The organism is Arsenophonus sp. aPb, from assembly GCF_029873475.1.
GTDB lineage: Bacteria > Pseudomonadota > Gammaproteobacteria > Enterobacterales > Enterobacteriaceae > Arsenophonus.
This window is the reverse complement of record NZ_CP123499.1, coordinates 2,775,403-2,799,365: the sequence shown is the minus strand read 5'-3', so window position 1 is coordinate 2,799,365 and position 23,963 is coordinate 2,775,403. Positions and strand designations below refer to the sequence as shown.

Annotated in this window: 12 protein-coding genes and 1 pseudogene; all 13 read left to right on the top strand. The window is 41.0% G+C overall.

What is annotated here, in order from left to right; genetic code table 11:
* Nucleotides 1-314: 314 nt before the first annotated feature.
* Entirely contained in the window at nucleotides 315-2,147 is a 1,833-nt protein-coding gene (locus QE177_RS12535; protein ID WP_280550137.1) for an IucA/IucC family siderophore biosynthesis protein, read from the top strand.
* 38 nt (nucleotides 2,148-2,185) lie between these two features.
* The gene (locus tag QE177_RS12530) at nucleotides 2,186-4,387 is read left to right on the top strand and encodes a TonB-dependent siderophore receptor (protein WP_348519912.1); all 2,202 of its coding nucleotides are present in this window, start codon (nucleotides 2,186-2,188) and stop codon (nucleotides 4,385-4,387) included.
* Between the two features lie 29 nt (nucleotides 4,388-4,416).
* Nucleotides 4,417-5,460, top strand: a complete 1,044-nt coding sequence (locus QE177_RS12525) for an iron-siderophore ABC transporter substrate-binding protein (RefSeq protein WP_280550136.1) — start codon at nucleotides 4,417-4,419, stop codon at nucleotides 5,458-5,460.
* Entirely contained in the window at nucleotides 5,447-6,457 is a 1,011-nt protein-coding gene (locus QE177_RS12520) for an iron ABC transporter permease (protein ID WP_280550134.1), read from the top strand. Before QE177_RS12525 ends, QE177_RS12520 begins: the two co-directional genes overlap by 14 nt.
* 63 nt (nucleotides 6,458-6,520) lie before the next feature.
* Nucleotides 6,521-7,507, top strand: coding sequence for an iron chelate uptake ABC transporter family permease subunit (locus QE177_RS12515; protein ID WP_348519931.1), 987 nt, complete (start codon nucleotides 6,521-6,523; stop codon nucleotides 7,505-7,507).
* Complete coding sequence (locus QE177_RS12510) at nucleotides 7,507-8,322, top strand: ABC transporter ATP-binding protein (RefSeq protein ID WP_280550130.1); 816 nt, start codon at nucleotides 7,507-7,509, stop codon at nucleotides 8,320-8,322. Before QE177_RS12515 ends, QE177_RS12510 begins: the two co-directional genes overlap by 1 nt.
* A 56-nt stretch (nucleotides 8,323-8,378) precedes the next feature.
* Nucleotides 8,379-9,151, top strand: a pseudogene (fhuF, locus tag QE177_RS12505) (siderophore-iron reductase FhuF).
* A 206-nt stretch (nucleotides 9,152-9,357) separates the two neighbouring features.
* On the top strand, nucleotides 9,358-10,854 hold the full coding sequence (locus QE177_RS12500) for an aspartate aminotransferase family protein (RefSeq protein ID WP_280552283.1): 1,497 nt from the start codon (nucleotides 9,358-9,360) through the stop codon (nucleotides 10,852-10,854).
* A 76-nt stretch (nucleotides 10,855-10,930) separates the two neighbouring features.
* On the top strand, nucleotides 10,931-12,232 hold the full coding sequence (locus QE177_RS12495; protein WP_280550128.1) for a lysine N(6)-hydroxylase/L-ornithine N(5)-oxygenase family protein: 1,302 nt from the start codon (nucleotides 10,931-10,933) through the stop codon (nucleotides 12,230-12,232).
* Nucleotides 12,232-14,622 (top strand): GNAT family N-acetyltransferase, encoded by a 2,391-nt coding sequence (locus QE177_RS12490; protein ID WP_280550126.1) that lies wholly within the window; start codon nucleotides 12,232-12,234, stop codon nucleotides 14,620-14,622. The genes QE177_RS12495 and QE177_RS12490 overlap by 1 nt, the downstream gene beginning before the upstream one ends.
* A gap of 169 nt (nucleotides 14,623-14,791) precedes the next feature.
* The gene (locus QE177_RS12485; protein WP_280550124.1) at nucleotides 14,792-16,657 is read left to right on the top strand and encodes a glycoside hydrolase family 3 protein; all 1,866 of its coding nucleotides are present in this window, start codon (nucleotides 14,792-14,794) and stop codon (nucleotides 16,655-16,657) included.
* A 930-nt stretch (nucleotides 16,658-17,587) separates the two neighbouring features.
* On the top strand, nucleotides 17,588-18,112 hold the full coding sequence (locus tag QE177_RS12480) for a DUF5625 family protein (protein WP_280550122.1): 525 nt from the start codon (nucleotides 17,588-17,590) through the stop codon (nucleotides 18,110-18,112).
* A gap of 490 nt (nucleotides 18,113-18,602) precedes the next feature.
* Nucleotides 18,603-23,732, top strand: coding sequence for a S8 family serine peptidase (locus QE177_RS12475; RefSeq protein WP_280550120.1), 5,130 nt, complete (start codon nucleotides 18,603-18,605; stop codon nucleotides 23,730-23,732).
* Nucleotides 23,733-23,963: the final 231 nt, after the last annotated feature.

The following is a 23,963-nucleotide window of genomic DNA, read 5'->3' as shown; positions in this document are numbered from 1 at the left end:
TTAGTTTTTTCCATTCGCAAGAGTAATTATTAATAAACTTAATATTTTTCTGGTTGATAATGAGAATGATTATCTATATCATTTGAATAAGTAAACAAATGTCAATTTATTATAATTTAATGTAACTATTAGTCTAAATAATTAAATTTTAGTGAGCAAAATTTAAACCTAAAATTGGATGGGTATATCCAAATTTCTATATTCAAAGTTTTCAATTATTACCTTATAAATCAATCAAATATTAAGCTTTAGCACCATTGCTTATGTTGATACATGAATGTTGAAAGGGATAGGAAATAAAAGGGCTTTATTAAATGAACTCACTATGTACAAAAGTAAAATCACAAACTTCACATCTGACTAAAGAGAATTGGTTATATGCAAACCAGCACCTAGCCGCCAAAATATTACGTGAGCTTTTTCACGAAAAAATAATTCAGCCACTAAATTGTGGCGATAGTTATTCGATTGAGATTGGCCAATCACACTATCGTTTTCAAGCGCAAAGCTATCAACTTGATCATTTAGATATTAATCCTACCTCGATAAGTAGAAATATGAATGGTCAACCACAAGTTATTGATGCCATCGCCCTTATTATTGAATTGTCGCCATTATTGGATATTTCTGCCTCAATGCTACCTATCTATCTTGATGAAATATCCAGCACACTTTATGGTTATGCCTTTAAGTATCAAAATAATCGATTAACAGCACATGATCTGGTGCAAGCAGATTACCAAATAGTAGAAACTGCGATGACCGAAGGTCATCCAGTATTTATCGCAAACAATGGCAGGATCGGTTTTGATGCTGATGACTATTTACATTATGCACCAGAAAGCGCCAATCCAATCAAATTGGTCTGGATTGCTGCCCATCGTAATAAAACCGTTTTCTCCTCATTATCGTCACTCTCGTATTCGGCATTAATGGAACAAGAATTAGAGAAGTATTTGCTCACGCAATTTGCCCAATATATGCAGACATTAGATTTAGATTTAGCAGATTATTATTTAATGCCACTCCATCCCTGGCAATGGAAACATCGAATTGCAATTAGTTTTGCCGCTGATATTGCTAATCAAGATATTGTTTATTTGGGTGAAGGTCATCATGATTATCTGGCTCAACAATCTATTCGTACCTTTTTTAATATTAGTCAGCCGCAAAAAAATTATGTCAAAACGGCATTATCAGTGCTGAATATGGGATTTATGCGTGGGTTAGATCCACATAGCATGGTTACGACACCCAGTGTAAATGAATGGCTTAATCATCTAGTCCAGTCTGATAATTTTTTACAGCAAAAAGGGTTCACGATCCTACGTGAGCATGCAGCAATAGGTTATTTTAATCCTTATTTTGAAATAGCGATTAAAAACAATAATCCGCATAAAAAAATGTTATCAGCCTTGTGGCGAGAAAGCCCAATGACCATTTTAAACAGCGATCAGCGTTTGATGACCATGGCTTCATTATTACATCTTGATAATCAAGGGAAAGCTGTTGTTGCTGCACTGATTGAAGATTCTGCTATTACAATAGCAGATTGGATCTCACGTTATTTAGATGTTTATTTATCACCATTACTACATACTTTTTTTGCCTATGATTTGGTCTTTATGCCACATGGTGAAAACTTGATGTTGGTGTTAGAAAACAATCAACCGGTAAAAATGTTAATGAAGGATATTGGTGAAGAAATTGCTATTTTAAATAGTGATATTCAATTACCTAAAGAAATTGATTTTCTGCATGTCACAGTCAAAGATGAGATGAAAATTAACTATATTCTGCTGGATATTTTTGACTGTTTTTTCCGTTATCTCGTCCCTCTACTGCAAAAACATCTTTCTTTCGCGGAAAGTCATTTTTGGCAATTAGTGGCTCAGTGTATCTATAACTACCAATCACAACATTTAGAACAAATAGAAAAATTCGCTAAGTTTGATCTATTTAAGCCGGATTTTGTGCGTGTTTGTTTGAATCGGTTACAAATGGCGAATAACCAGCAGATGATCGATCTTGATGATCGAGAAAAAAATCTGAAATTCGCCGAAAAATTGCGTAATCCTCTGTATGCATTGCGTGATAACTATTCAGTTAAGGTGCAGATGAACAAGACAATAACGATATCGAACTAATTATAACAATAAATAATTTTAGGGATGGGATGAGAAAAATGGTTAACCCACATTTAAATCGCTATAGGGTGACATTGAAGAAGATATTATCTTTGATGGTGCCACTATTTATATCAGGGAACAATTATGCTTTAGCTGCAGAAAAGTCAGCTAAAAATGACGATGTTATTATTATAACCGGCAAGGCAGAAGCAAAAGGTATTACCGAAGACAACAGAATGTATAATACTTCATCGATGTCAACGGCTACCGGATTAGATCTTTCAGCGCGTGAAACACCACAAAGTGTAAGTGTACTTACCAAGCAACGAATGCTAGATCAGGATCTTAAGAATGTTACCAGCGCGGTGGATAATATTGCTGGCATCAGTGTGCGTCAATCAGATAGCGATCGTTTTAGTTTTACTTCACGGGGAATGCGGATTAAAAATATTCTGCGTGATGGTGTAGCGACCTATTATGATACGCGCTTTAATTATGGTGATAACTTGTTGGATACGATCTTATTCGATCGGATTGAAGTTGTTCGTGGTGCGGCCGGTTTGATGGTCGGGCCAGGCCAGCCTTCAGCAGTAATAAATTTGATCCGTAAGCGACCAACTCGCGATTTCCGTGGTGAAGTAATAATGGCAGTCGGTTCCTGGGATAAGTGGAGAACTGGGCTTGATTTGTCTGGGCCTCTAAATGCGGCAGGTACGGTAAGAGGGCGATTTGTTACCGCTTACCAACGCGGCAATGCTTTTATTGATCGTGAACAACATGAACGATATCCATTTTATGGCATTGTCGAGATAGACTTAACTGCCAATACCTTGTTAACAATAGGTGCTGATTACCAATTTAATCACACTCGCCAGGGTATGTTTGGTGGCTTACCGATTTTCTTCTCCGATGGGAGTAATACCGACTATAAGCGTCATACCAGTTATGCGCCTGATTGGGCATTTTCCAAGGTTCGTTCATTCTCCATGTTTACCAGCTTACAACATCAATTTGCTAATAATTGGAGTATGAAAGGAACGTTTACTTACGATAATAATACTCTCGATCAAAAAGTATTATGGGCCACCGGATACCCCAATCCTAACAATAATCAGGGTATGTATCCAGGTAGTATGACCTTGATTGATGGTAGTCGCCGTCAAACTAGTTTTGATTTACAACTTAATGGTGATTATGGATTATTTGGCCGTACTCATCATGCGAGTTTTGGTATTAATTATCAAAAACAGCATTTTCAAAACGATTATTACAGCGCGTTGTGTATGCTGAAGAAAACTTGTAAATCGTTAGGCGATTTTAGCCAATCTCATTGGAATTACCCGCAACCCACTTGGTCAAAATCTCGCACCAATGGTTCGAAAGGTTATATTGAACAAACAGCAGGTTATGCAGTGACTCAGCTGTCATTGATTGATCCTGTAACATTAATTCTTGGCGGGCGTATAACCAGTTGGAAAACTCGTGGTGATGATTTCAATCAGCCAAAAAATGGCAGTTATAGCGATCAATTTGTGCCGTATGGTGGATTAATTTACGATATTACGCCAGATATTTCGGTGTATGGTAGTTATACCCAAATCTTTGATCCAGAAAGCCGGGTTGATCGCAACGGGAAACTACTTAAACCGGTTAGCGGAGAAAATTTTGAGCTAGGAATAAAGGGTATTGCGATGGATAATAGTATCGATTATTCATTAGCTCTATTTGAGATCCGGCAGAATAACTTTACTCAATCAGATAGTAATGCTCCACCACGTCCGGATGGCTCCAGGGTTTATTACGCTATTGATGGCGTTAAAACCCGAGGTTTTGAAGTTGAAGTCAGCGGTCAGCTTACTGATGATTGGAAAATTTATGCCGGTTATACCCAGTTCCGCGGCACAGATACGAATGGAAAACGTATTAATAGAGAAACGCCAAATAGATTGTTTAAACTGTTTACAACTTATACTTTGCCGGGTGCGATGAGCAATCTGACGATTGGCGGCGGTGTTAATTGGCAAGATAGTACTTGGCAACTGCTCGATGGGCCGGCTAAGAAGCGAGTTAACGCTGAACAAGCGAGCTTTGCTGTTGTTAACTTAATGGGGCGTTATCAATTTACACCGGCGCTTTCGCTAACGGTTAATTTGAATAATCTGTTTGATAAAACTTATTTCACGCAATTTGGTGATTACAAACAATATTATTATGGTGATCCTCGTAATATTGAAGCGACCCTAAATTATCAGTTTTAATTAAATAATAAATTTAAAGGTTATCAATAATGGTACTGCTGCGACAACGATTAGCATCTTATAAAATGGGGTTCATAGTACCATTAATGTTAATGATAGTTTTATTAACCGCTTGTGATAAACCGCCGGTAGTAACAAATTTACCGCCAGATACTATTGGCTATCCCAAAACGATTATTACCGCGCTAGGGAAAGCAGAAATTAACCAACAACCGCAACGGATTGTGGCATTGGGAAGTGGTAGTGAGGATATCTTATTAGCACTCGGGATAGTGCCTATAGCGATTGAATCTCATTATTGGGGTGGCGATGCACAAGGATATTTACCCTGGTTTAAGGAAGAGATTGAACGGCGTGGCGCTCGATTACCCGTGATTATTGAAATGTATCCAGAGTTGGATATAGAAAAAATTATTAAATTAAAACCTGATTTAATTTTGGCAACCCAATCTGGCATCACCCAAGCGGATTTTAATTCTTTATCTTATTTTGCACCTGTGGTGGCCTATCCAGCTAAACCATGGCAGACAACACCACAACAGCAAATTAAGTTAATTGCCAATGCTTTAGATAAACAACAGCAGGGAAAGAAATTGTGTGCTGAACTTGATGCGATGTTAGTCGCAGCCGGTCATCACATCCCTAATATACAAAACTATCAGTTTGCCTATATTAAGGCCGGGACATCAGCCAATAGTTTATCCATTTATGTAAAAAATGATCCGCGGGTGGATACCTTGGTTCATATTGGCTTGTCATTATTGCCATTGGCAAAAACAGTCACCGCCTCCTTTGGTAATTTTGCTGTCAATATTGGTCTAGAAAATGCCGACTTACTGAATGATGCTGATATTTTGTTAACCTGGTATAACAGCGAGAAAGAGCGACAAGAAACTGAATCTCAACCGCTATTCCAATCGATACGCGCAGTTCGTCAGGGAGTCTATATACCATTGACGGATCAAGCGTTGGTCATGTCGATGTCGTATGGCTCGCCCCTTAGTTTACGCTGGGGATTACCAAAATTTATGTCATTACTACAGCAGGAGCTAGCCAAGCATGATAAACCCTAAGCGACGAATTACCCGCCTGTTGGGATTACTATTAATGTTGCTATTAACCTGCCTTTGTATTTTGGCCAGTTTAAGTTTTGGTTCAAAGCCCGTGCCGTTATCAGCAATTTGGCAACATTATTGCTCTAACAGTCAGGTTAATTATTATGATTTAGTCATTAACGCTCGAGAATCCCGTACCTTTATTGGGTTAATGGCCGGTGCCGCATTAGCGTTAGCAGGCGCAGTGGCGCAAGGATTGCTGCGTAATCCGCTTGGTGATCCCGGTTTATTAGGCATTAATGCCGGCGCCGCCGCCGCAGTTGTTTTCTGCTCTTTTGTACCTGTATTAACCAATGTCTCTCATTTTTGGGCTGCTTTTATTGGCGCTAGTTTATCAACTTTACTGTTTTATTTTATGAGTGGTAGTAGCCGTAATACCAATCCGGTAAGGTTAATCTTAACTGGCGTTGCTATCAATGCTTGTTTATTAGCGCTAGTGCAGGGCGTTATTCTAATCAACCCTCAAGCGATGGATAACTATCGTTTTTGGATCATAGGTGCTTTAAATTCAACATCATTAACTGAGGCTAGTTGGCTAATTCCCTATTTATTAGTGGCTATTATCTTGACATTTTCATTGAGTACTGCATTAAACATTATGGTTTTTGGCGATGGTATTGTGCACTCTTTGGGAGGTAATGTTGCGCGTACACGTCTATTATCGCTGTTAAGTGTTAGCATGCTAGCCGCTGTTGCAACCGCAATGGCAGGTCCAATTGCGTTTATCGGTTTGGCGGCGCCCCATTTAATGCGAGCCTGGATAGGCAGTGATTTTCGCTGGCTATTACCTTATAGCATGTTTGCCGGTTCATGTTTGTTGTTAATCTCGGATGTGATAGCACGGTTAGTGATTGCTCCAGAAGAAGTGATGGTGGGTATTATCACCGCAGTAGTTGGCGCTCCCTTGCTTTATTTGGTAGCTAAAAAACCAACTGATAGCAGAATGGTAGAATAAAATATGATGCAAAACGATTTTTCAACTAAACAAGTGACCACTAAAACATTTGGTTTAGCCAATATGAGATTTATTACTCCCTCATGGCAGACGTCTAGTAGAATTTTATTCTTACTGCTGTTGTTAGTATTGTTCTTGTATCTCACTTTAGCTTTTGGGCGGGAAGGGTTGGATAATCCGTGGTTAGAGATGAAAACCCGCTATCAGCAATTTATTCTATTACAGATCCGTTTACCTAGAGCACTAGTTGCTATCGGTGCCGGTATGACGCTGGCGCTTTCCGGTGCGCTTTTTCAGATCACCACCCGTAACGCATTAGCTAGTCCAGACATTATTGGGATTAATGCCGGCGCAGCTGTTGGCATTATGGCGGCACTATTATTCTGGCCAGATGTTGTACCTGTTCCTGTTGGCGCACTGATTGGCGCCGTGGTTGCCGTATTATTGGTTTATCTTGCTAATGGTGCCGTAAGTGGCGAGATCCAAACGACTAAAATTGTGCTTTCAGGTATTGCTGTTGCGGCTTTATGTATGGCTTTAGTTGATTTTGCTATTTCGAATACGCGTATTGAGCAGGCACAACAAATTCGGTCACTGTTAAGTGGTAGTTTGGCTAATCGGGGTTGGCAGGATGTAGTGCTAATTAGCGGTATGTTGGTTTTTATACCTATTCTGTTTTGGTTGGGTAAGCAGTTGAACTATATCAGTTTAGGTAATGATATTGCGATTACACTCGGTGTTCCTGTTCGTTTGGTGCAAATTATCAGCATACTGGTAGCGATTATTTTTGCCACCCTGTCGGTATTGGTTGTTGGGCCGGTTGCTTTTGTGGCACTAGCGGCACCGCAAATTGCCCGGCGGATTATTTTGCATAAAGGTGTTGCTCTGTTTTGTTCGATGCTAGTGGGCGCTTTATTAATGCTGAGCGCTGATTTTATTACGTTAATATTGCCAACGCCCGGGCGTTTAACGGTAGGTTTAGTCACGGCAGCAATTGGTGGGATTTATTTAATGTACTTATTGTATATGGAATTTAGGAGAATAAGCTAATGGTATCATCCGCTCATTCTCCCTTGGTTGCTTCACGGCTGAAAGCTCGTGATGTCTCTGTTGGATATGGCAAAAAAAGCATCATTAAAGAGGTAAATATAGCTATTTATGATAATGAATTTAGTGTCATTATCGGACCTAACGGCTGTGGTAAATCAACCTTATTAAAAACCCTTAGTCGTATTATGCAACCGCAGAGTGGTGAAATTCGATTGGATGGTAAGGATGTTTTCCATGCTAAACCTAAATGGGTTGCTCGGCAGCTCTCATTGTTAGCGCAAGGCGCGATTATCACTGAACCATTGACTATCTATGAACTCGTTTCACGCGGTCGTTATCCTTATCAATCTTTTTTATTCCAGTGGTCAACTGAAGATGAACGGGCGGTGCATGATGCGTTAAAGGCGGTTGATCTTTGGCCTATGGCACAAAAATTAGTCAGTGAATTATCAGGTGGTCAGCGTCAGCGTGTCTGGTTTGCGATGACACTTGCTCAGCAAACTCCGATCGTTTTATTAGATGAGCCAACAACCTATTTAGATATTGCTCATCAAATTGAAATGCTTGATCTTTGCCAACGTTTGCATCAGCAAGGGAAGACGTTAGTTTTGGTGCTGCATGATATTAATCTGGCTTTACGTTATGCCTCGCGTCTAATTATGATGAAAGAGGGGCAGATCTATGCTGAGGGTAAACCTGAAAAAATTATTACCGAACAGAATATTAAAAATGTATTTGGTTTAGCCTGTCGCATTATTTCAGATCCTGAATCGGGTAAACCACTAATTATTCCAAAATATAAAATCAATAAATAATCAACAAGATATTTTATTACATTTTGTATTGGCAATATAAAATTGGAGAATATGGCATGGGAAATAAAAATAATCATAGTTCCATAGCTATTATACCTAAAATTGAAATAGCAGATATTACTAAGTTATTTGATAGTAAATTCAGCCATTTTAATTCTTCATTCAAAGTGAATGAAGAAAATATACCGATAAACAGCATGGAATTTCATCAATGGTCAAAGGAGAAACAGTTTTTATCATTAATGGATCGTTATCAATATGAATATTATGGCAATAGTAGTCAGAATGCTAATCAGAAAGGGCTTTATTCTTTATGGGCTCAATGGTATTTTGGCTTAGTGATTCCGCCTATGATGTTGATGCTATTAGAGTATCCGCAGGCGATTAATCCGAGTTATCATCGTTTCCGCGTTGAATTTCATGCAAGTGGCCGGCCTAATATTGTTCATTATCAGCTAGCATGGATAGCAAAACCTTTATCTCTATTAGAGCGTTATCATGATCTATTACAGCAGCATATTATTCCAGTATCTAACAAAATAGAATTCTATCGTGGTATTAATGGCCGTTTATTATGGAATAATATTGGCTACATTATGTATTGGTATTTAATGAATTTCAAAGAAAAGCTAGACGCTAATCAGTATAATAATTTAATTAATATGCTTTTTTTTGAAAAAAAATGTTAAATAAGCAAGATAACCCGCTTTATCGTACCATTATTGTTAGAAATAATGTCATACAACGTCGTAGCTGCTGTCAGAGAAACAAATTACCAGGTGTCGGTAATTGCCATGATTGTCCTCTTGAGGCGATGGCATCAATTTAATTTATTAAATTTACTGCTTATTTAAAATAAAAATAATTATTTGTTTGTTTTGTACCGCTTTATTAAATGATTAATGTAAGGCATTTAATCTATTTAAATATAGTGTTGAGCAATTATTTTAGCTAATTACTATACAAGAGTAAGGATATACAATGCCTGTTGAAGTAAAAACCTGTGCTGAATTGCCATCAGCAACAACTTCTTTTATGAAGGAAGATTATTTTAAAGATAGCCTTTTTTATTCCTATTTCTTTAATCGTGATAATGCACAATGTTATTTTGATAATGCTCATGACGTTATAATTAAGATAAAAGAAATATTACAGCAGACGCAAATTCCGTTTAGTGGAATATTGCCCCATGAGTTATCTCAATTATTTTCAAAAGTAAATTTAGATAATTCATTATCTTCTTGGTCATCAGTTTTAGCAGAATTAAATCAGCTTTATATTAAAGATGCAGTTTATTTTCATCATCCCAAATATGTTGCTCATCTAAATTGCCCATTAGTATTACCCGCTGTGATCGCCGAAATGTTGATTGGTGCCATTAATTCATCGATGGATACTTGGGATCAAAGTGCAGGCGCAACCTTAATTGAGCAAAAAGTGCTTGCTTGGACAGTGGATAAGTTAGGATTAGGTAAAGATGCTGATGGCATTTTCACTAGTGGTGGAACGCAATCCAATTTTATGGCGATGCTACTGGCCCGTGATTGGTTTTGTTACCAGCGCGATCGACAACATAAAAATTTGATCCATGGTTTACCGGACGATTTTCGTAAGCTACGCATATTAACATCATCAGTCAGTCACTTTAGTACCCAAAAAGCAGCAGCTATGTTAGGGCTCGGTTATCAAGCTATTATTTCAGTGCTTCATGATGATAAATTCTGTATGTCTATTGAGGCGTTGGAAACGAGCATTCAACAATGCCTATCTGAAGGAAATATTCCATTTGCCGTGGTAGCTACGGCGGGGACGACTGATTTTGGCAGTATTGATCCACTCCCTGCTATTGCCGATTTAGCCAAACAATATGGTTTGTGGATGCATGTTGATGCTGCTTATGGTTGTGGATTATTAGTCTCATCGCGTCATTCTCATTTACTTCAGGGAATAGAGCAGGCCGATTCGGTTACTATCGATTATCACAAAGCATTTTTCCAGCCAGTCAGTTGTGGTGCCTTTTTCATTAAGGATCGGCAGCACTTTTGTCATTTAACCTATCATGCAGATTATTTGAATCCGTTAAGTGCTGAACAAGAGAAAATCCCCAATTTGGTAAATAAAAGTATACAGACAACCCGCCGTTTTGATGCTTTAAAAATGTGGCTGACCCTGAGAATGATGGGAGCGGAACAATTGGGTTTGGCATTTGACAAAGTGTTGGATACTGCACAAATCGCCTATCACTTAATGGCAGCAAATTCCCATTTTGAAGTTGTTCATCAACCTGTGCTCAGCACGTTAGTTTTTCGTTTCATACCGCCGCAATCTCTGTCACAAGAACAACTTGATGATCTTAACGCTAATATTCGTAAGGCCTTATTCCGAGAAGGCGAAAGTATTATTGCTGCTACCAAAATTAACGGGCGACAATACTTAAAATTTACTTTTCTTAATCCATTAACGGAACGTCAACATCTGGTAGAAATAATGAATAACATTATTCAGCAAGGCAATTTCTTATTGACATCGTAAGCGTTCACTAACAAGACATCATATAAATAAATAATTATTCCCGTTTTTAAACGGAGCAATTTTGTTAGGAGTTATTATGACAACCAGGACTTATGATTTTATCGCGATTGGTATTGGCCCATTTAATTTGGGATTGGCTTGTCTGGTGCAACCAATAAAAGAGATCAATAGCCTGTTTATTGATCAGAATGCAGCTTTCGATTGGCATCCTGGAATGATGTTGGAAAACTCCTCGATGCAGACGCCATTTATTGCCGATTTAGTTACTTTAGCATCACCCAGTCATCCCTTAAGTTTTCTCAATTATATCAAACAAAAAGGACGTATTTACTCATTTTATATCCGGGAAAATTTCTTTTTATTGCGCAAAGAATATAACCAATATTGCCAATGGGCAGCAGAGCAATTATCCAATTTGCGTTTTAATACGCGGGTAGAAAATATCAATTATGATCCCTCGCTGGATTGCTATACCTTGCATTGTGTTGATACGGTAACCGGACAGTGCCATCAGTTTTGCTGCAAAAAACTCGTATTAGGAACTGGCCCTTCACTTTATATACCGAAATGTTGCCAGCCATTTGCTGAGCAACTAGTACGAACTGATAACTATTTGGCTAATAAAGCCAGTTTACAGCAAAAGAAATCAATTACTATCATCGGTAGCGGCCAGAGTGCAGCGGAAATTTTTTATGATTTGCTTAGTCAGATTGATATCTATGGTTATCAACTGAATTGGGTAACGCGCTCGCCGCGTTTCTTCCCGTTGGAATATAGCAAATTAACGTTAGAAATGACTTCACCGGAGTATGTCGATTATTTCCATAGCCTACCAGATACCATACGTGATGAACTGAATCGTAGCCAAAAATCCCTCTACAAAGGAATTAATAGTTCACTTATCAATGACATTTTTGATCTGATGTATAGCAAACGGTTGAATGGCAACTTGCCTGTGGCATTACATACCAACAGTGAATTAAAACACCTACAGTATGATGATGAAAAACAGCAACTGGTATTAGATTTATGCCAACAAGAGCAACAAGCGGCATTTTCATTAGCAACCGAAGCTGTTGTGTTAGCAACGGGTTATCAATACCAAATACCTAAATGTATTGATGGTATTCGTGACCAGATCCGTTGGGATAAGTCCGGACGCTATGACGTACAACGTAATTACAGTATTGATTATCATAATCGCATTTTTGTGCAAAACGCCGAACTTCATACTCATGGATTTATTACGCCAGATCTTGGCATGGCCTGTTATCGTAATTCTTATTTAATTAAACAAATTACCGGCAAAGAACACTATGCAATAGAGAATAGTATTGCATTCCAGCAGTTTGGCGTAGCGCAAAAAGGAGTCAATTAATGTCTGTTGCAGCTATGGCGTTGTTTAAAAAAACAGTCACTGATATCGGCACATTTTCAATAAGGCCACTGGATCTAAATGAAGATATTACCATTATTAGCCAATGGGTTAATCGCAATTATGCACATTATTGGGGAATGCAAAATTATACTTCGCAACAAGTGAAAAATTTTTATCAAGATCTATTGAACCGTCAACCTAATTCGGTCTTTACTGGCAGTTACCAGGGAAAAATAGTATTTTTGCTCGAGTGTTATTGGGCACAAGATGATGTTATCAGCCAGCACTATAGTGCTGAACCAGGTGATATGGGGATGCATATTTTGGTTGCGCCACCAGAGGAAAAAATCAACCAGTTTACTTGGGGCGTTTTTCAAACCATTATCGCCTTCATTTTCCACAACCCTGCGGTTAAGCGGATTGTTGTTGAGCCTGATATTCGCAATACGAAAATTCATCGGCTAAATATAAAGGCGGGTTTTGTGTATGAAAAAACCGTGCAATTAGCGAATAAAATGGCTGGCTTAGCATTCTGTACCAGAGAGCAGCATCAAATGGCTTTGCAATCAGCGCCATTAATTAAATTTTCACAGCCCGATAATTCTTTTGTACATCATTTATATCCGCAGGTTTGGCAAAAAGTACATCGATTACAGGTGAGAAAAGCTATTTCTGAGTTTGCGCATGAGTGTTTATTATCGCCAAAACAATTAACAGAAAAAATCGATCGAGATGGTTATCACTATTATCGTTTGGATAATGATGAGTATGGCGTACAGTATTATTTTCGTGCGCGACGATTGGCATTAGATCATTGGTTGATTGATGCTGACTCGCTGCAAAAAATGCACACAGAAAATTGGGCCGAACTTGACTTTATCCGTTTCATTATTGAATTTAAACACCAGCTTGGGATCAGTGATAGTGTTATGCCAACTTATCTGGAAGAGTTGATGAGTACACTACATAGTAGCGCATTTAAATACCATCGTACTGGTATTACCGTTGATAGTTTGCTGCATGCTGATTTTCAGACTATTGAGGCTGAAATGATGGAAGGGCACCCAATTTTTATCGCTAACAATGGCAGAATTGGCTTTGATGCACAGGATTTTCAATGTTTCAGTCCTGAATCAGCGGCAGGTATCCATTTAATATGGTTAGCTGCCCATAAAAGTAAGGCCCAGTTTGCCTGTATAGAGCAGCTTAGTTATCAACAGCTAATCGAGCAAGAATTGAGTCAACAGGAGATAATTGATTTTAACCACCAATTGATTTTGCTTGGATTGGATCCACAGGAGTACCTATTAATGCCATTGCACCCATGGCAGTGGCAAAATAAATTACCATCCATCTTTGCTCATGAGCTTGCTAGTCAAAAACTAATCTATCTAGGCGTAGGCAAAGATTGCTATCAAGCCCAACAATCAATACGGACGTTATTTAATCGCAGCCAACCACAGCGCTATTATGTGAAAACTGCGTTATCTATCTTGAACATGGGATTTATGCGCGGTTTGTCTCCCTATTACATGGTAACCACACCAGCGATTAATGATTGGCTATATGATCTGGTGCAACAAGATGATGTTTTACACCGTTGTGGTTTTCGGTTATTACGGGAAGTTGCCAGTATTGGTTTTAGAAATCTTTACTATGAGCAAGCGATCCAGGGTGATACCCCTTATAAAAAAATGATGGCGGCACTGTGGCGAGAAAATCCCTTACAATTAATTGGCAGCAAGCAAAAATTGATGACGATGGCGGCATTATTACACCATGATCAACAGGGCAACGCGTTCTTACCTGCTCTAATTGCGGCATCAGGCATCCGCGTTGATGAATGGATTAAACGCTATCTGGATTGTTACTTACTACCACTCTTACACTGTTTATATGCTTATGATTTAATGTTTATGCCACATGGTGAGAATATTATTCTAGTGCTAGAAAATCATATTCCACAATCTATTTTTATGAAAGATTTGGCAGAGGAAGTGTTGGTGATGGATCCACAGGCGGATTTGCCAGCAAAAGCGAGTCGGGTAAAAGTTAGTATGCCAGAACAGATGAAAACACTAACTATTTTATCGGACGTGTTTGATGGGGTCTTTCGCTATATAGCCGCAATTCTTGATGAAAAAGCGGGTTATGCACAACAACAGTTCTGGCAGTCGGTGGCGAATTGTATTTTAGATTATCAATTGGCACATCCACAATTTGCTCAGCAATTTAAACGTTATCCTCTATTTACGCCGACCATCAAACGTTGCTGTTTAAATCGATTACAAATTGCTAACAATCGTCAGATGCTAGATTTGTTGGATCCAATGCAAAGTTTGCAATTTGCTGAAGATTTGATTAATCCTATCGCTGAGTTTGCACAATAGATCGCTGATTTTAGCCAGATAAGCGAGTAACCACCTCACTGATTAATGTGAGGTTTTTTTGTTAATATTTTGCTAAATTAGAGCAGTTTGGTGATATTAGTTTATTTTTCCCTAAGCACAACAGTTAGTTAATAAAACGTTTTTACTCACCAGTAATATAGGAATAAAAATGAATAAAATAGTTTTATCATTGTGTCTGTTAAGTTTTTTTTGTTCCGCGAAAGTGATTACCCATCAACAATTAGCTGACCTATGGCAATCGCCAGAAAAGGAAGCCAAACAGCTAATTGAAAACATGAGTTTTGAAGAAAAGTTAGGGCAGATGTTAATGTTGGGTTTTCCCCATTGGGGGATTGACGCGGAAAAAAATGCTGTAGCAATGACCAAACTCAAGCCAGAAATCGCCAATATTATTCACCATTATCATTTAGGTTCAGTGATCTTATTTCGAGATAATTTAATTGACACGCCACAAACCGTAAACCTGATTAATGCGCTGCAACAAGCACGTAGCAACTTACCACTATTTATTAGCGTTGACCAGGAAGGTGGTTATGTCACACGACTGCGGGTAGGGACTGAGATGCCGGGTAATATGGCATTAGGCGCAACGCGTTCTAAACAACTGAGTGAATTAGTTGGTATGATCCATGGTTATGAACTTATGCATTTAGGCTTTAATTTTAATTTTGCGCCCGTGGTCGATATCAATAATAATCAAGATAATCCTATTATTGGTGTCCGCTCTTATTCAGACAGGCCACAGCTGGTGGCGGAAATGGCCAACGGTTATATTCAAGGAATTCATCGCTATGCTGTTTTAACGGCAATTAAACATTTTCCAGGCCATGGTAATGTCACTGCTGATAGCCATTTATCCTTGCCAACGATTAATATTAGTCAGCAACAATGGCGCAAATTTGAGTTACTCCCATTCATGCATACCATGCCCAATACCGATGCTATCATCACAGCACATATCGTAATGCCGGCATTAGATAACCATAAACTAACTACGATAGATAATCGGCGAGTCGGTGTGCCGGCAACCCTTTCTAAGCCAATATTGAGCGGGATATTACGCAATAACTTGAACTATCAAGGTCTAATTATCACCGATGCCATGGATATGGGCGCTATTGCCAATAATTTTGACGGTAACTGGGTGGTTAAACAAGCCATATTGGCGGGCAATGATATCATTTTAATGCCATTAAAAATTACCACTATTGAGGATGTTACTAAACTAGAAAAGCTCTATCACTATCTAAAAACGGAAGCGCAAAGCAATCCAGAATTAAACCGTCGCATTGGTGAATCAGCTTATCGGGTCGTAGTTAGTAAGTTAAAAAATAGAATTTCCGCCCAAGATAAGTCTGCTCAGCAAGCACAACAAGTTGTTGCAGCAAAAATAGATAAAGATATTGAGAATATGGTGGCAGACAATGCCATCACATTAATAAAAAACAGTAACGTACTGCCGTTTCAGTTAAAAAATAATAATAAAATTGTTATTTTCTCCGATGAAAAAGCACGTAATCAATTAATTAAAAAACATTTACTCGCTATTGCTGATGAGTTAAATATAAATATGACTACCCAAGATGATGTGGTTACCATGATGGCGGATGATAAAACTGAGCAGCAATTAACGACCAAAATGCAAAATTCCGATCTCATTATTTTAGCCACTTATAATCTTAAAAAAGCACCCATTAATGCCCAGCGAATACTCAATGTTGCTAATCGTAATGCTATTCCAGTGGTCGTGATAGCGACCAATAATCCTTATGATATTGCTTACTTGCGTGGCGTGAAAGCCAATATTGCCATTTATGGCATTACGGGGTTTGATGCGACAAATAATAATAATAGAAATAACTTAGAAACCAACATCCGTAGTGGGCTAAGAACGCTATTTCTCACACCCAATAAGCGCTTAATGAATTCACCGACAGGTAAATTGCCGGTTGATATCAAAACGCCTAATTTAGACCTTACTCTCTATCCTTATGGATATGGTTTAGTTTATTAAAAATATTTCCGCAACCCACACCTTGATAAGTGTGAGTCAAAACAGCGTCAGGCATCGGGCAGGGTTTTTATATTGGACTATAAATAAATTAGCAAACTCGCTGAAAATATTCCGTTATCCTTATTACAAAACGCGCTTGCCAGACTGGAAATAGACAAAAATTTTATGCGCAACGATAACCGCTGTAAAGCGGTTATCTGCTGTCACTATCATATTTTTTTAACAACCCTTCATGCTTTAAGTTGCTCGAAAATTGTTCTACTTGGGCATTATCCTAGCCAGCACCTAAGCCAGCTTGGCGCTTTCTGCTCTTATCGCTTTTCAGTCAAGATGGATATTGGCCACGTATATATTGGTTTCTTTAGTCACTGAAAAAACACTCCCCTTTAACCCTTGCGCCGTTTAACCACTAACCCCAACTGAGCCTGCCTATTTTTGCCCTAATTTTGTTTCTATCTATCGCTGGTATTTAAGCTAAAAAGGCCTGGTTTTAACAAAATGTCTGAATTTTATCCAGTACAGCAGTTTCGGAGTTTTAAGCTATCGAGAGTTTTGTTGAGTTGGCTTATTATGATCAAAAAATTAACATTAGCTGGGTAAAAGTAACAAATAATCTGTCTGTAAAATAAATATGCCATCACTTATAAAGTGGCACCGATGGGGGCAACTCTGTTTATCAGGCCGATAAGGTGAAGCAACAAATGGGCGATATTGATTGCTAATTTGGTGGGCATATCTGTTAAGTGGCGGAAAAGACGAGAAGCGAAGTTAGGATTTTGCAATCAAAGGATGGTGAACCTTTTGCCGCAGGGAAAGTAACGGATAAAGCCAAACCCGCTACTAATTAAAAGCGGGTAACAAGCCAGCGTAGAATTAACAAACTAACAATAAATGTTTTTCTCATAATTTGCTTTTGTTGGGAGTAACAAGATGAAGGTATTCGCGAGACAGTTAAGAGTTAGCATGTGGCGCACAATAATGCTTTTGTTCAGCAGTGTCTGGCTGGTGGCTTGTAATGAGTATATTGATATCTACCGGCCAATTGATATAACCCGCGCCGGCCAATCGGTTATGGTTGAGTTTGAAATTAAAAAGCAGGGGGATTATCAGTTTGCTCTGTTATTTGATAAGGGGGATGATTATGAAGAGATGCTTAGGCGGCTTGAGTTATTCGGCAGTGTTGATAAAACGGGGGTGATAATTCCCATTTCGCTGCGGATCGTTAAAGATGGTCAGCTTTTTTTTGATGAGGAAATCAACACTAAAGGAACTGGTTGGGGACGAGCTTTTTATTATGAAGGGAGAAGGATAAATACCGCAGCAGTGCGAGAAATTAAACTATTGCCATTATCTCCCGGTTGTTACTCGGTGGTTATTAGCACACTGGAAGATGTTGCGCTGTTTAGCGGGATTGAGAGTTTTATTGAAGTCACTTATTTTAATCCCAAAATTTAACTGTAGCATTCTATCAACAAGGAAGTAAAATATGGATAATAAATATACCGTGACCTATAAAGTGGCACCAATGGGCGCCAAATATATTTATCAGGCCGATAAGGAGAAGCATAAGGCGGGCGATATTGATTCCTCCGTTGGCGGCCATATGTGGTATGTGTTAAGTGACGGCCAAGGCGAGGAAAAAAGTTACGGTTTTGAATCAAAGCGGGGTGAACCTTTTGGCCAAGGGCAGGTAACGGATACGGACAATGCCGCTTACCAACAAACCTCCTATGAAGTTACCCTAGCCTTAAGCCAGGCGCAGTATCATAAATTAAAAGGGTTTTCAGAAAAACCAGAATCAGGCGGATTTGATCCTACCAAATATAGCGTGCATACCAACAGTTGTGTCGATTTTGTCTATTACTCCTTAAACTCCATTGGCTACAACGGTAAGCGTTTTGAAGGCAATCTGTTTCCTAATCATAATCCGGAAACCTTGAAAGGGATGTTAATATCGAAAGGAGCATCTATTATTCGTGATGACCTGATCCGTAATGGGGATAAATACGAAAAAAGAATTCCTAATATTACGATGAATACGCCGCCCTGGCTTATGCCAATAAGTGGCAACGGCCCGCTGCCGACTCCGCCGAAAAGTATGATTAAGATTGATATTAATCCTGCACCAAAACCGCAGAAACAGATTCAGGCTGAAAACCAAGCGCAGCAGAATGTGAGCAATGGCTATATTCAAAATAGCCCGACCCACAAGATATCTGCCAATGGCGATATACTTAGTAAAACCGATTTCAGCTCTACTCAGATGGCCAGTTTGGCGACCGGCGGCATTCGACCCGGTGCGGTACAACTGGATACCAATGTCCGACCAAATGCTTATCTGTCCGAGTTCTATAAACCATCCCTCTTTAGCTCCGGCAAACCCTACTTCCGCCCCGGCGATACCTGTAAACTGGACGTCGGTCTACAAAACGCTGCCATGTTGAACGGTTTATCCGCGCGGACAACCTTTAATACTTATGTTGACCCCCTGTTACTGGATTTGAGTGGCCAAGGCGTGCACATGACGGACATGCGCGACGGGGTGTTATTCGATATGGATCATAGTGGCACGCTTAAGCGTACCGGTTGGGCAGATAGACAAACCGGCATACTGGTGATTGACGATGGCAGTGGTCAGATAAAAAATGTCAGCCAAATGTTCTCTGAGTACTATGGTGGTCGCGCCGGTGGCAACGGTGCGGCGGGTGAAAAAATATTTGCCGATGGTTTTGCCGCTTTAGGCAGTGAAGATAGCAATAAAGATGGCGTGATTGATAAGCGTGATCCTATCTGGCAGCAGTTACGGGTTTGGCTTGACGCTAGCCACGATGCGAAAGTTGATACGGGAGAGCTCAAAACCCTGACCGAACTGGGGATCAGCCAGATTAGTGTTCGGTCAGCCAATAAAAGCGAAGTCCGTGATGGTAACCGGGTGGTTGCCAGTGGATCGTTTATGATGCAAGGTCAGACGCGGGAAATATTAGCGGTTAACTTTGTCGCTGATCGGGTCAGCAACACACTAACGACTGAGGGGCTGGGGACACGGGTGACTTCGACTTTTAACCATATCACGACCACGGCTTACGCTAGTCATAGTGACAGCGCGCAAACGCTGGATGCAGATAAATTGGGTGTTAGCAACCTATATGGTGGCAGTGGTGATGACCAGTTAATTGCTGCTAAAACAGGCAGTTGGCTGGTGGGTGGTGCAGGCAGCAATACCTATGTTGGTGGTGCGGGTAACGATGTTTTTGTTATCAGCGCTTCTGACGATAGCAAAAATATTCATGGTAACGGCGGACAGGATATGGCCATTATCACCGGTAACCAAGGTATGATATTGGATATGGATCAAGCCGGTTTAACGATTGCCGAAGGCGGCAGTGGCGATGATACCATCATCAGTGGCGGGCCTAATGGTGTGTTTATGAAAGGCGGCTCGGGTCATTCGACCTTGATAGGTGGCATGGGTGATGATGTGCTGGTCGGCGGCAGCGGGCATAATACCCTGATTGGTGGGAGTGGTAAGTCGGTTATCTATGCCGGACCTAAAGGGGATAAAATTTATGCCTCCAAAGGCGGCAGCATCATATATGCTGGTGGCGGAGCGGATATGATTTTCGGCAGTGTCGGCGACGATGTTATAGAGGTTGGTCAGGGTAATGCCATGATCGATGGCGATGAGGGGATTAATATCGTCAGCCTGCATGGTAATCACGGTGATTATCGGATCACTCGAACCGACAGTGGCTATCAAATCGCTGATAAGGTTGCTGGGCGCGACGGCACGGTAACGCTAAAGAACATTCAAAAACTCAATTTCGCCGATATTTCAGCGGTTGACTTACTAACGCCGAATGCGATGCCTGTCGAGGATGTTCTCACCCATGACAAGGAAGGCAAGGTTTTTTCTCGTACCCGTACGCATCTGATTTCGGCCGCTACTCTATTGGCTAACGATCAGCGTCTCAACAGTCAGGGTAACTTACGTATCACCAATGTTGGCGATGCGATCGGTGGCAAAGTCACTCTTACCAGCCAGGGTGATATTTCGTTTACCCCGGATGCGACTTACTCGGGTCTAATTAGTTTTAAATATGGTGTCACTGATGCCGCTGGTAACCCTTCGGCATCAGTCATGGACTTAGCCAGCGGCAAAACTGCGCCGATGCGGGCGGTCGCTACGCTATTGACGCCGGAGGTGCCGCTTGACCCATTGGCCGCTCAACAATGGTATCTGAGTGATGCCAATATTTTACCAGTTTGGCAAGACTACACCGGCAAAGGGGTACGCATTGGTCAGTTCGAGCCAGGTGGTCAGTTTGCCACTGCGCCGGAAATTTTTGATATTGCTCACCCTGACCTGGTCGCCAATGTCGATAAAAGCTGGCAGCAGACTCAACAGACTAACGGAACCATGCCGAACATGGTTTCCAACCATGCGACAATGGTAGCGGGTGTGATGGTGGCAGCGAAAAACGACAAAGGCGGCGTAGGGGTTGCCCATGGTGCTACCTTAGGCGGCTATTATCTGGCTAATGACGGTGCCGACTTAGCAGGACTGGGACATATGTCCAATTTTGATATTGCCAACAATAGTTGGGGATTTGCCAACGATTTCGCCCTCAGTAATTTTCCGGATGGCAGTATAAGTACGGCGGCGTCGCTCAGTGTCAATGCGCAATATGCGGCGGCTAATGGTCGTGGTGGATTGGGGACGGTTATTGTGACCTCCGGCGGTAATAATCGGGCGGCTGGTGGCAATGCGCAGGGATCATTGACCAATAATAATCGTTTTTCTGTCCAGGTCGGGGCTATCAATGCTCAAGCTGATTTGTCGACATTAAACATTGGCTCCTCGCCGTTCTCCAATCCGGGTGCCAGCTTACTGATCTCAGCCCCAGGAAGCAACGTGGTGTCGACCAGCCATATGCTGAAAACGGAACGGGGTTCCACTTTTGGCAATGATTATACCAGCATGCAAGGTACCAGCTTTGCTACGCCTATAGTCTCTGGCATTGTGGCGTTGATGCTAGAGGCTAACCCGAACCTTGGTTATCGGGATGTACAGCAGATCCTGGCTCTGTCCGCGCGTAAAATTAACGACCCCACGACCAAATGGCATGACAATAAAGCGCAGCACTGGAATGGCGGCGGAATGCATACCAGTCATGATTATGGTTTTGGTGCCGTTGATGCCCGCGCGGCTGTCCGCCTGGCTGAGTCTTGGATGACACAAAGCACTGCCGCCAACGAGTATGTTTACAGTGCCTCCAGTGGTAAGCTTGGAAAAACCTTGGCCGCCGGCAAAACGCTGACCTCATCGATTGCGATGCAAGCGGGGCTAAATATTGAACATATTGAAATCGATTTTGATGCCGATGTGGGTCGTCTTGGTGATCTGACGCTCAAACTGATCTCGCCTGATGGCACGCAGAGTGTATTACTTGATCGTCAGGGCAAAATCCCAACCGGTATGCCGGGCGCCAGTGCCAGCGATAAGGGCAGCAGTCAATCGGGCAGCTTCAGATATCGTTTTATGACCACCCATGATTTTGGTGAAAACTCAGCTGGTAACTGGACTTTGCAGATGACCAGTGAGAGCTCAGGTTTGCCGGTTACCTTAACATCCTGGTCGCTACGCTTGTACGGCAGTAAAAGCACGCCGGATAACACTTACTTTTACACCGATGAGTATGCTCAATTGGTCAGCAGTCAGGTTAATCGTGCCATACTGGATGATGCTGTTAATGGCGTCGTCGGCGGACGTAATACCCTTAATGCGGCTGCGGTTGCGAAAGATACGTCAGTTAACTTACTGACAGGCGTTGCTAGTATTGGTGGTCGCGAGTTGAATATCAACCGTCCGGCAGAAATCCACAATATCATTACTGGTGATGGCAATGATACCCTGGTAGCAGGGAAAATGGATGCCTTGCTTAATGGTGGTCGCGGGAATAATAGCTTGACGGGCGGTGAGGGAAAAGACTTCTTTGTCGTTCATCGTCGCGCTGCTGGCAGTGATGTGATCGGCAATTTCCAGGCTGTTCGTGGCGAGATCGTTAATCTGGTTGGATTTAGTGGCAAAAAATTTACTGATTTGCGGCTAACCCAACAAGGGGAGGATGTTAAGGTTGACTTGGGTGATAGGCAGAGTGTTACCTTAAAAAAACAGACCGTTGCAGGGCTTAGTGCGAACAACTTCAATTTCCAGCCCACTTTTGTTGCGCCAGCCGCTTATACCAGTAGCCATGCGACAGCGACCCAATCACAAGCAGGTCTGGGAACGGTGATCCTCAAAGGCGGTGGTGGTGGGATCAGTTTTAATCTTGATGGGCAGGGGCAGATGAAATTTAGTCTGGCTGGAACTATCTATAGTCGTGATAGTGCGGCATCAGATGTGTTTGTGGTAGAAGCCCAGCAGGGAGTTAATGATTATCAAAATGCATTAAGAGGATTTCGGCACGGTATTGATAAAATTGACTTGCGCCAAGTTGGCATCAGTGATTTTAGTCAACTGACGATTGTTAAAAATAATCGTGCAACCATCAATGAGATATCCCAGATCCATGGTGTTGATGTTATCTTAAAAGGCGCAACTGGCTCTGACTCTAATGTGAAGCTACTGTATCTTGATACGTTGGATGTCTCTCAGCTTGATGCCAACGATTTTCTTTTTGCTAAGCCGGCACCGGCTCGGGTAGCAACGGTAGAACCTGTGGTAGTGCCATCACCTGATAAGTTGACCGTTATCGCACAAGATCCACTGACAGCGAACACGTCTGAGCCGGAACAAGCAGATAGTGCGCGCAGGCGTAGAAGTATTGAGCCGCCTGCAACAGTTAACAGGCTGGAAAATGATTTTGCTGTGCAACCCATATCGCTATCGACTGACCTCTCGACTAGTTCTTATCATCAGGTGATAGATAGTGATGTTGAACACCTTGTTGAGTCCATGGCCTCATTTGAACCTTCAGAGTCTGATAGCGTCATGCTCAGTGTTGCTGGTGGACAATATAGGTTGCCGCCAGTGCTGTTCGCAAATGGACAATCGTCAATAAACATAAGAATGTAGCTTTCATTTTTATCGATGCTTAGTGCCATTGCCGTTTTTGTCGTAGGATTTTGGGATTTAATGGAGCGTCTCCTTGGGCTTTGACACTAGCAATATTTTAAAAATTGTTGTCGGTAATAGAGGTAAATTACTTGCGCTGTACGCAATATATAAAAAGGATATCGCATGCAGATAAAAGGTTTAATATTATTAGCAGTGGTAGCTGATTTTTTTGTTGCTTGTGTGGCTGAA

What these genes read in the sequence shown, in the direction of transcription:
- QE177_RS12535 (WP_280550137.1), top strand. Translation starts at nt 315, where the DNA reads ATGAACTCACTATGTACAAAAGTAAAATCACAAACTTCACATCTGACT.
- QE177_RS12530 (WP_348519912.1), top strand. Translation starts at nt 2,186, where the DNA reads ATGGTTAACCCACATTTAAATCGCTATAGGGTGACATTGAAGAAGATA.
- QE177_RS12525 (WP_280550136.1), top strand. Translation starts at nt 4,417, where the DNA reads ATGGTACTGCTGCGACAACGATTAGCATCTTATAAAATGGGGTTCATA.
- QE177_RS12520 (WP_280550134.1), top strand. Translation starts at nt 5,447, where the DNA reads ATGATAAACCCTAAGCGACGAATTACCCGCCTGTTGGGATTACTATTA.
- QE177_RS12515 (WP_348519931.1), top strand. Translation starts at nt 6,521, where the DNA reads ATGAGATTTATTACTCCCTCATGGCAGACGTCTAGTAGAATTTTATTC.
- QE177_RS12510 (WP_280550130.1), top strand. Translation starts at nt 7,507, where the DNA reads ATGGTATCATCCGCTCATTCTCCCTTGGTTGCTTCACGGCTGAAAGCT.
- QE177_RS12500 (WP_280552283.1), top strand. Translation starts at nt 9,358, where the DNA reads ATGAAGGAAGATTATTTTAAAGATAGCCTTTTTTATTCCTATTTCTTT.
- QE177_RS12495 (WP_280550128.1), top strand. Translation starts at nt 10,931, where the DNA reads ATGACAACCAGGACTTATGATTTTATCGCGATTGGTATTGGCCCATTT.
- QE177_RS12490 (WP_280550126.1), top strand. Translation starts at nt 12,232, where the DNA reads ATGTCTGTTGCAGCTATGGCGTTGTTTAAAAAAACAGTCACTGATATC.
- QE177_RS12485 (WP_280550124.1), top strand. Translation starts at nt 14,792, where the DNA reads ATGAATAAAATAGTTTTATCATTGTGTCTGTTAAGTTTTTTTTGTTCC.
- QE177_RS12480 (WP_280550122.1), top strand. Translation starts at nt 17,588, where the DNA reads ATGAAGGTATTCGCGAGACAGTTAAGAGTTAGCATGTGGCGCACAATA.
- QE177_RS12475 (WP_280550120.1), top strand. Translation starts at nt 18,603, where the DNA reads ATGTTAATATCGAAAGGAGCATCTATTATTCGTGATGACCTGATCCGT.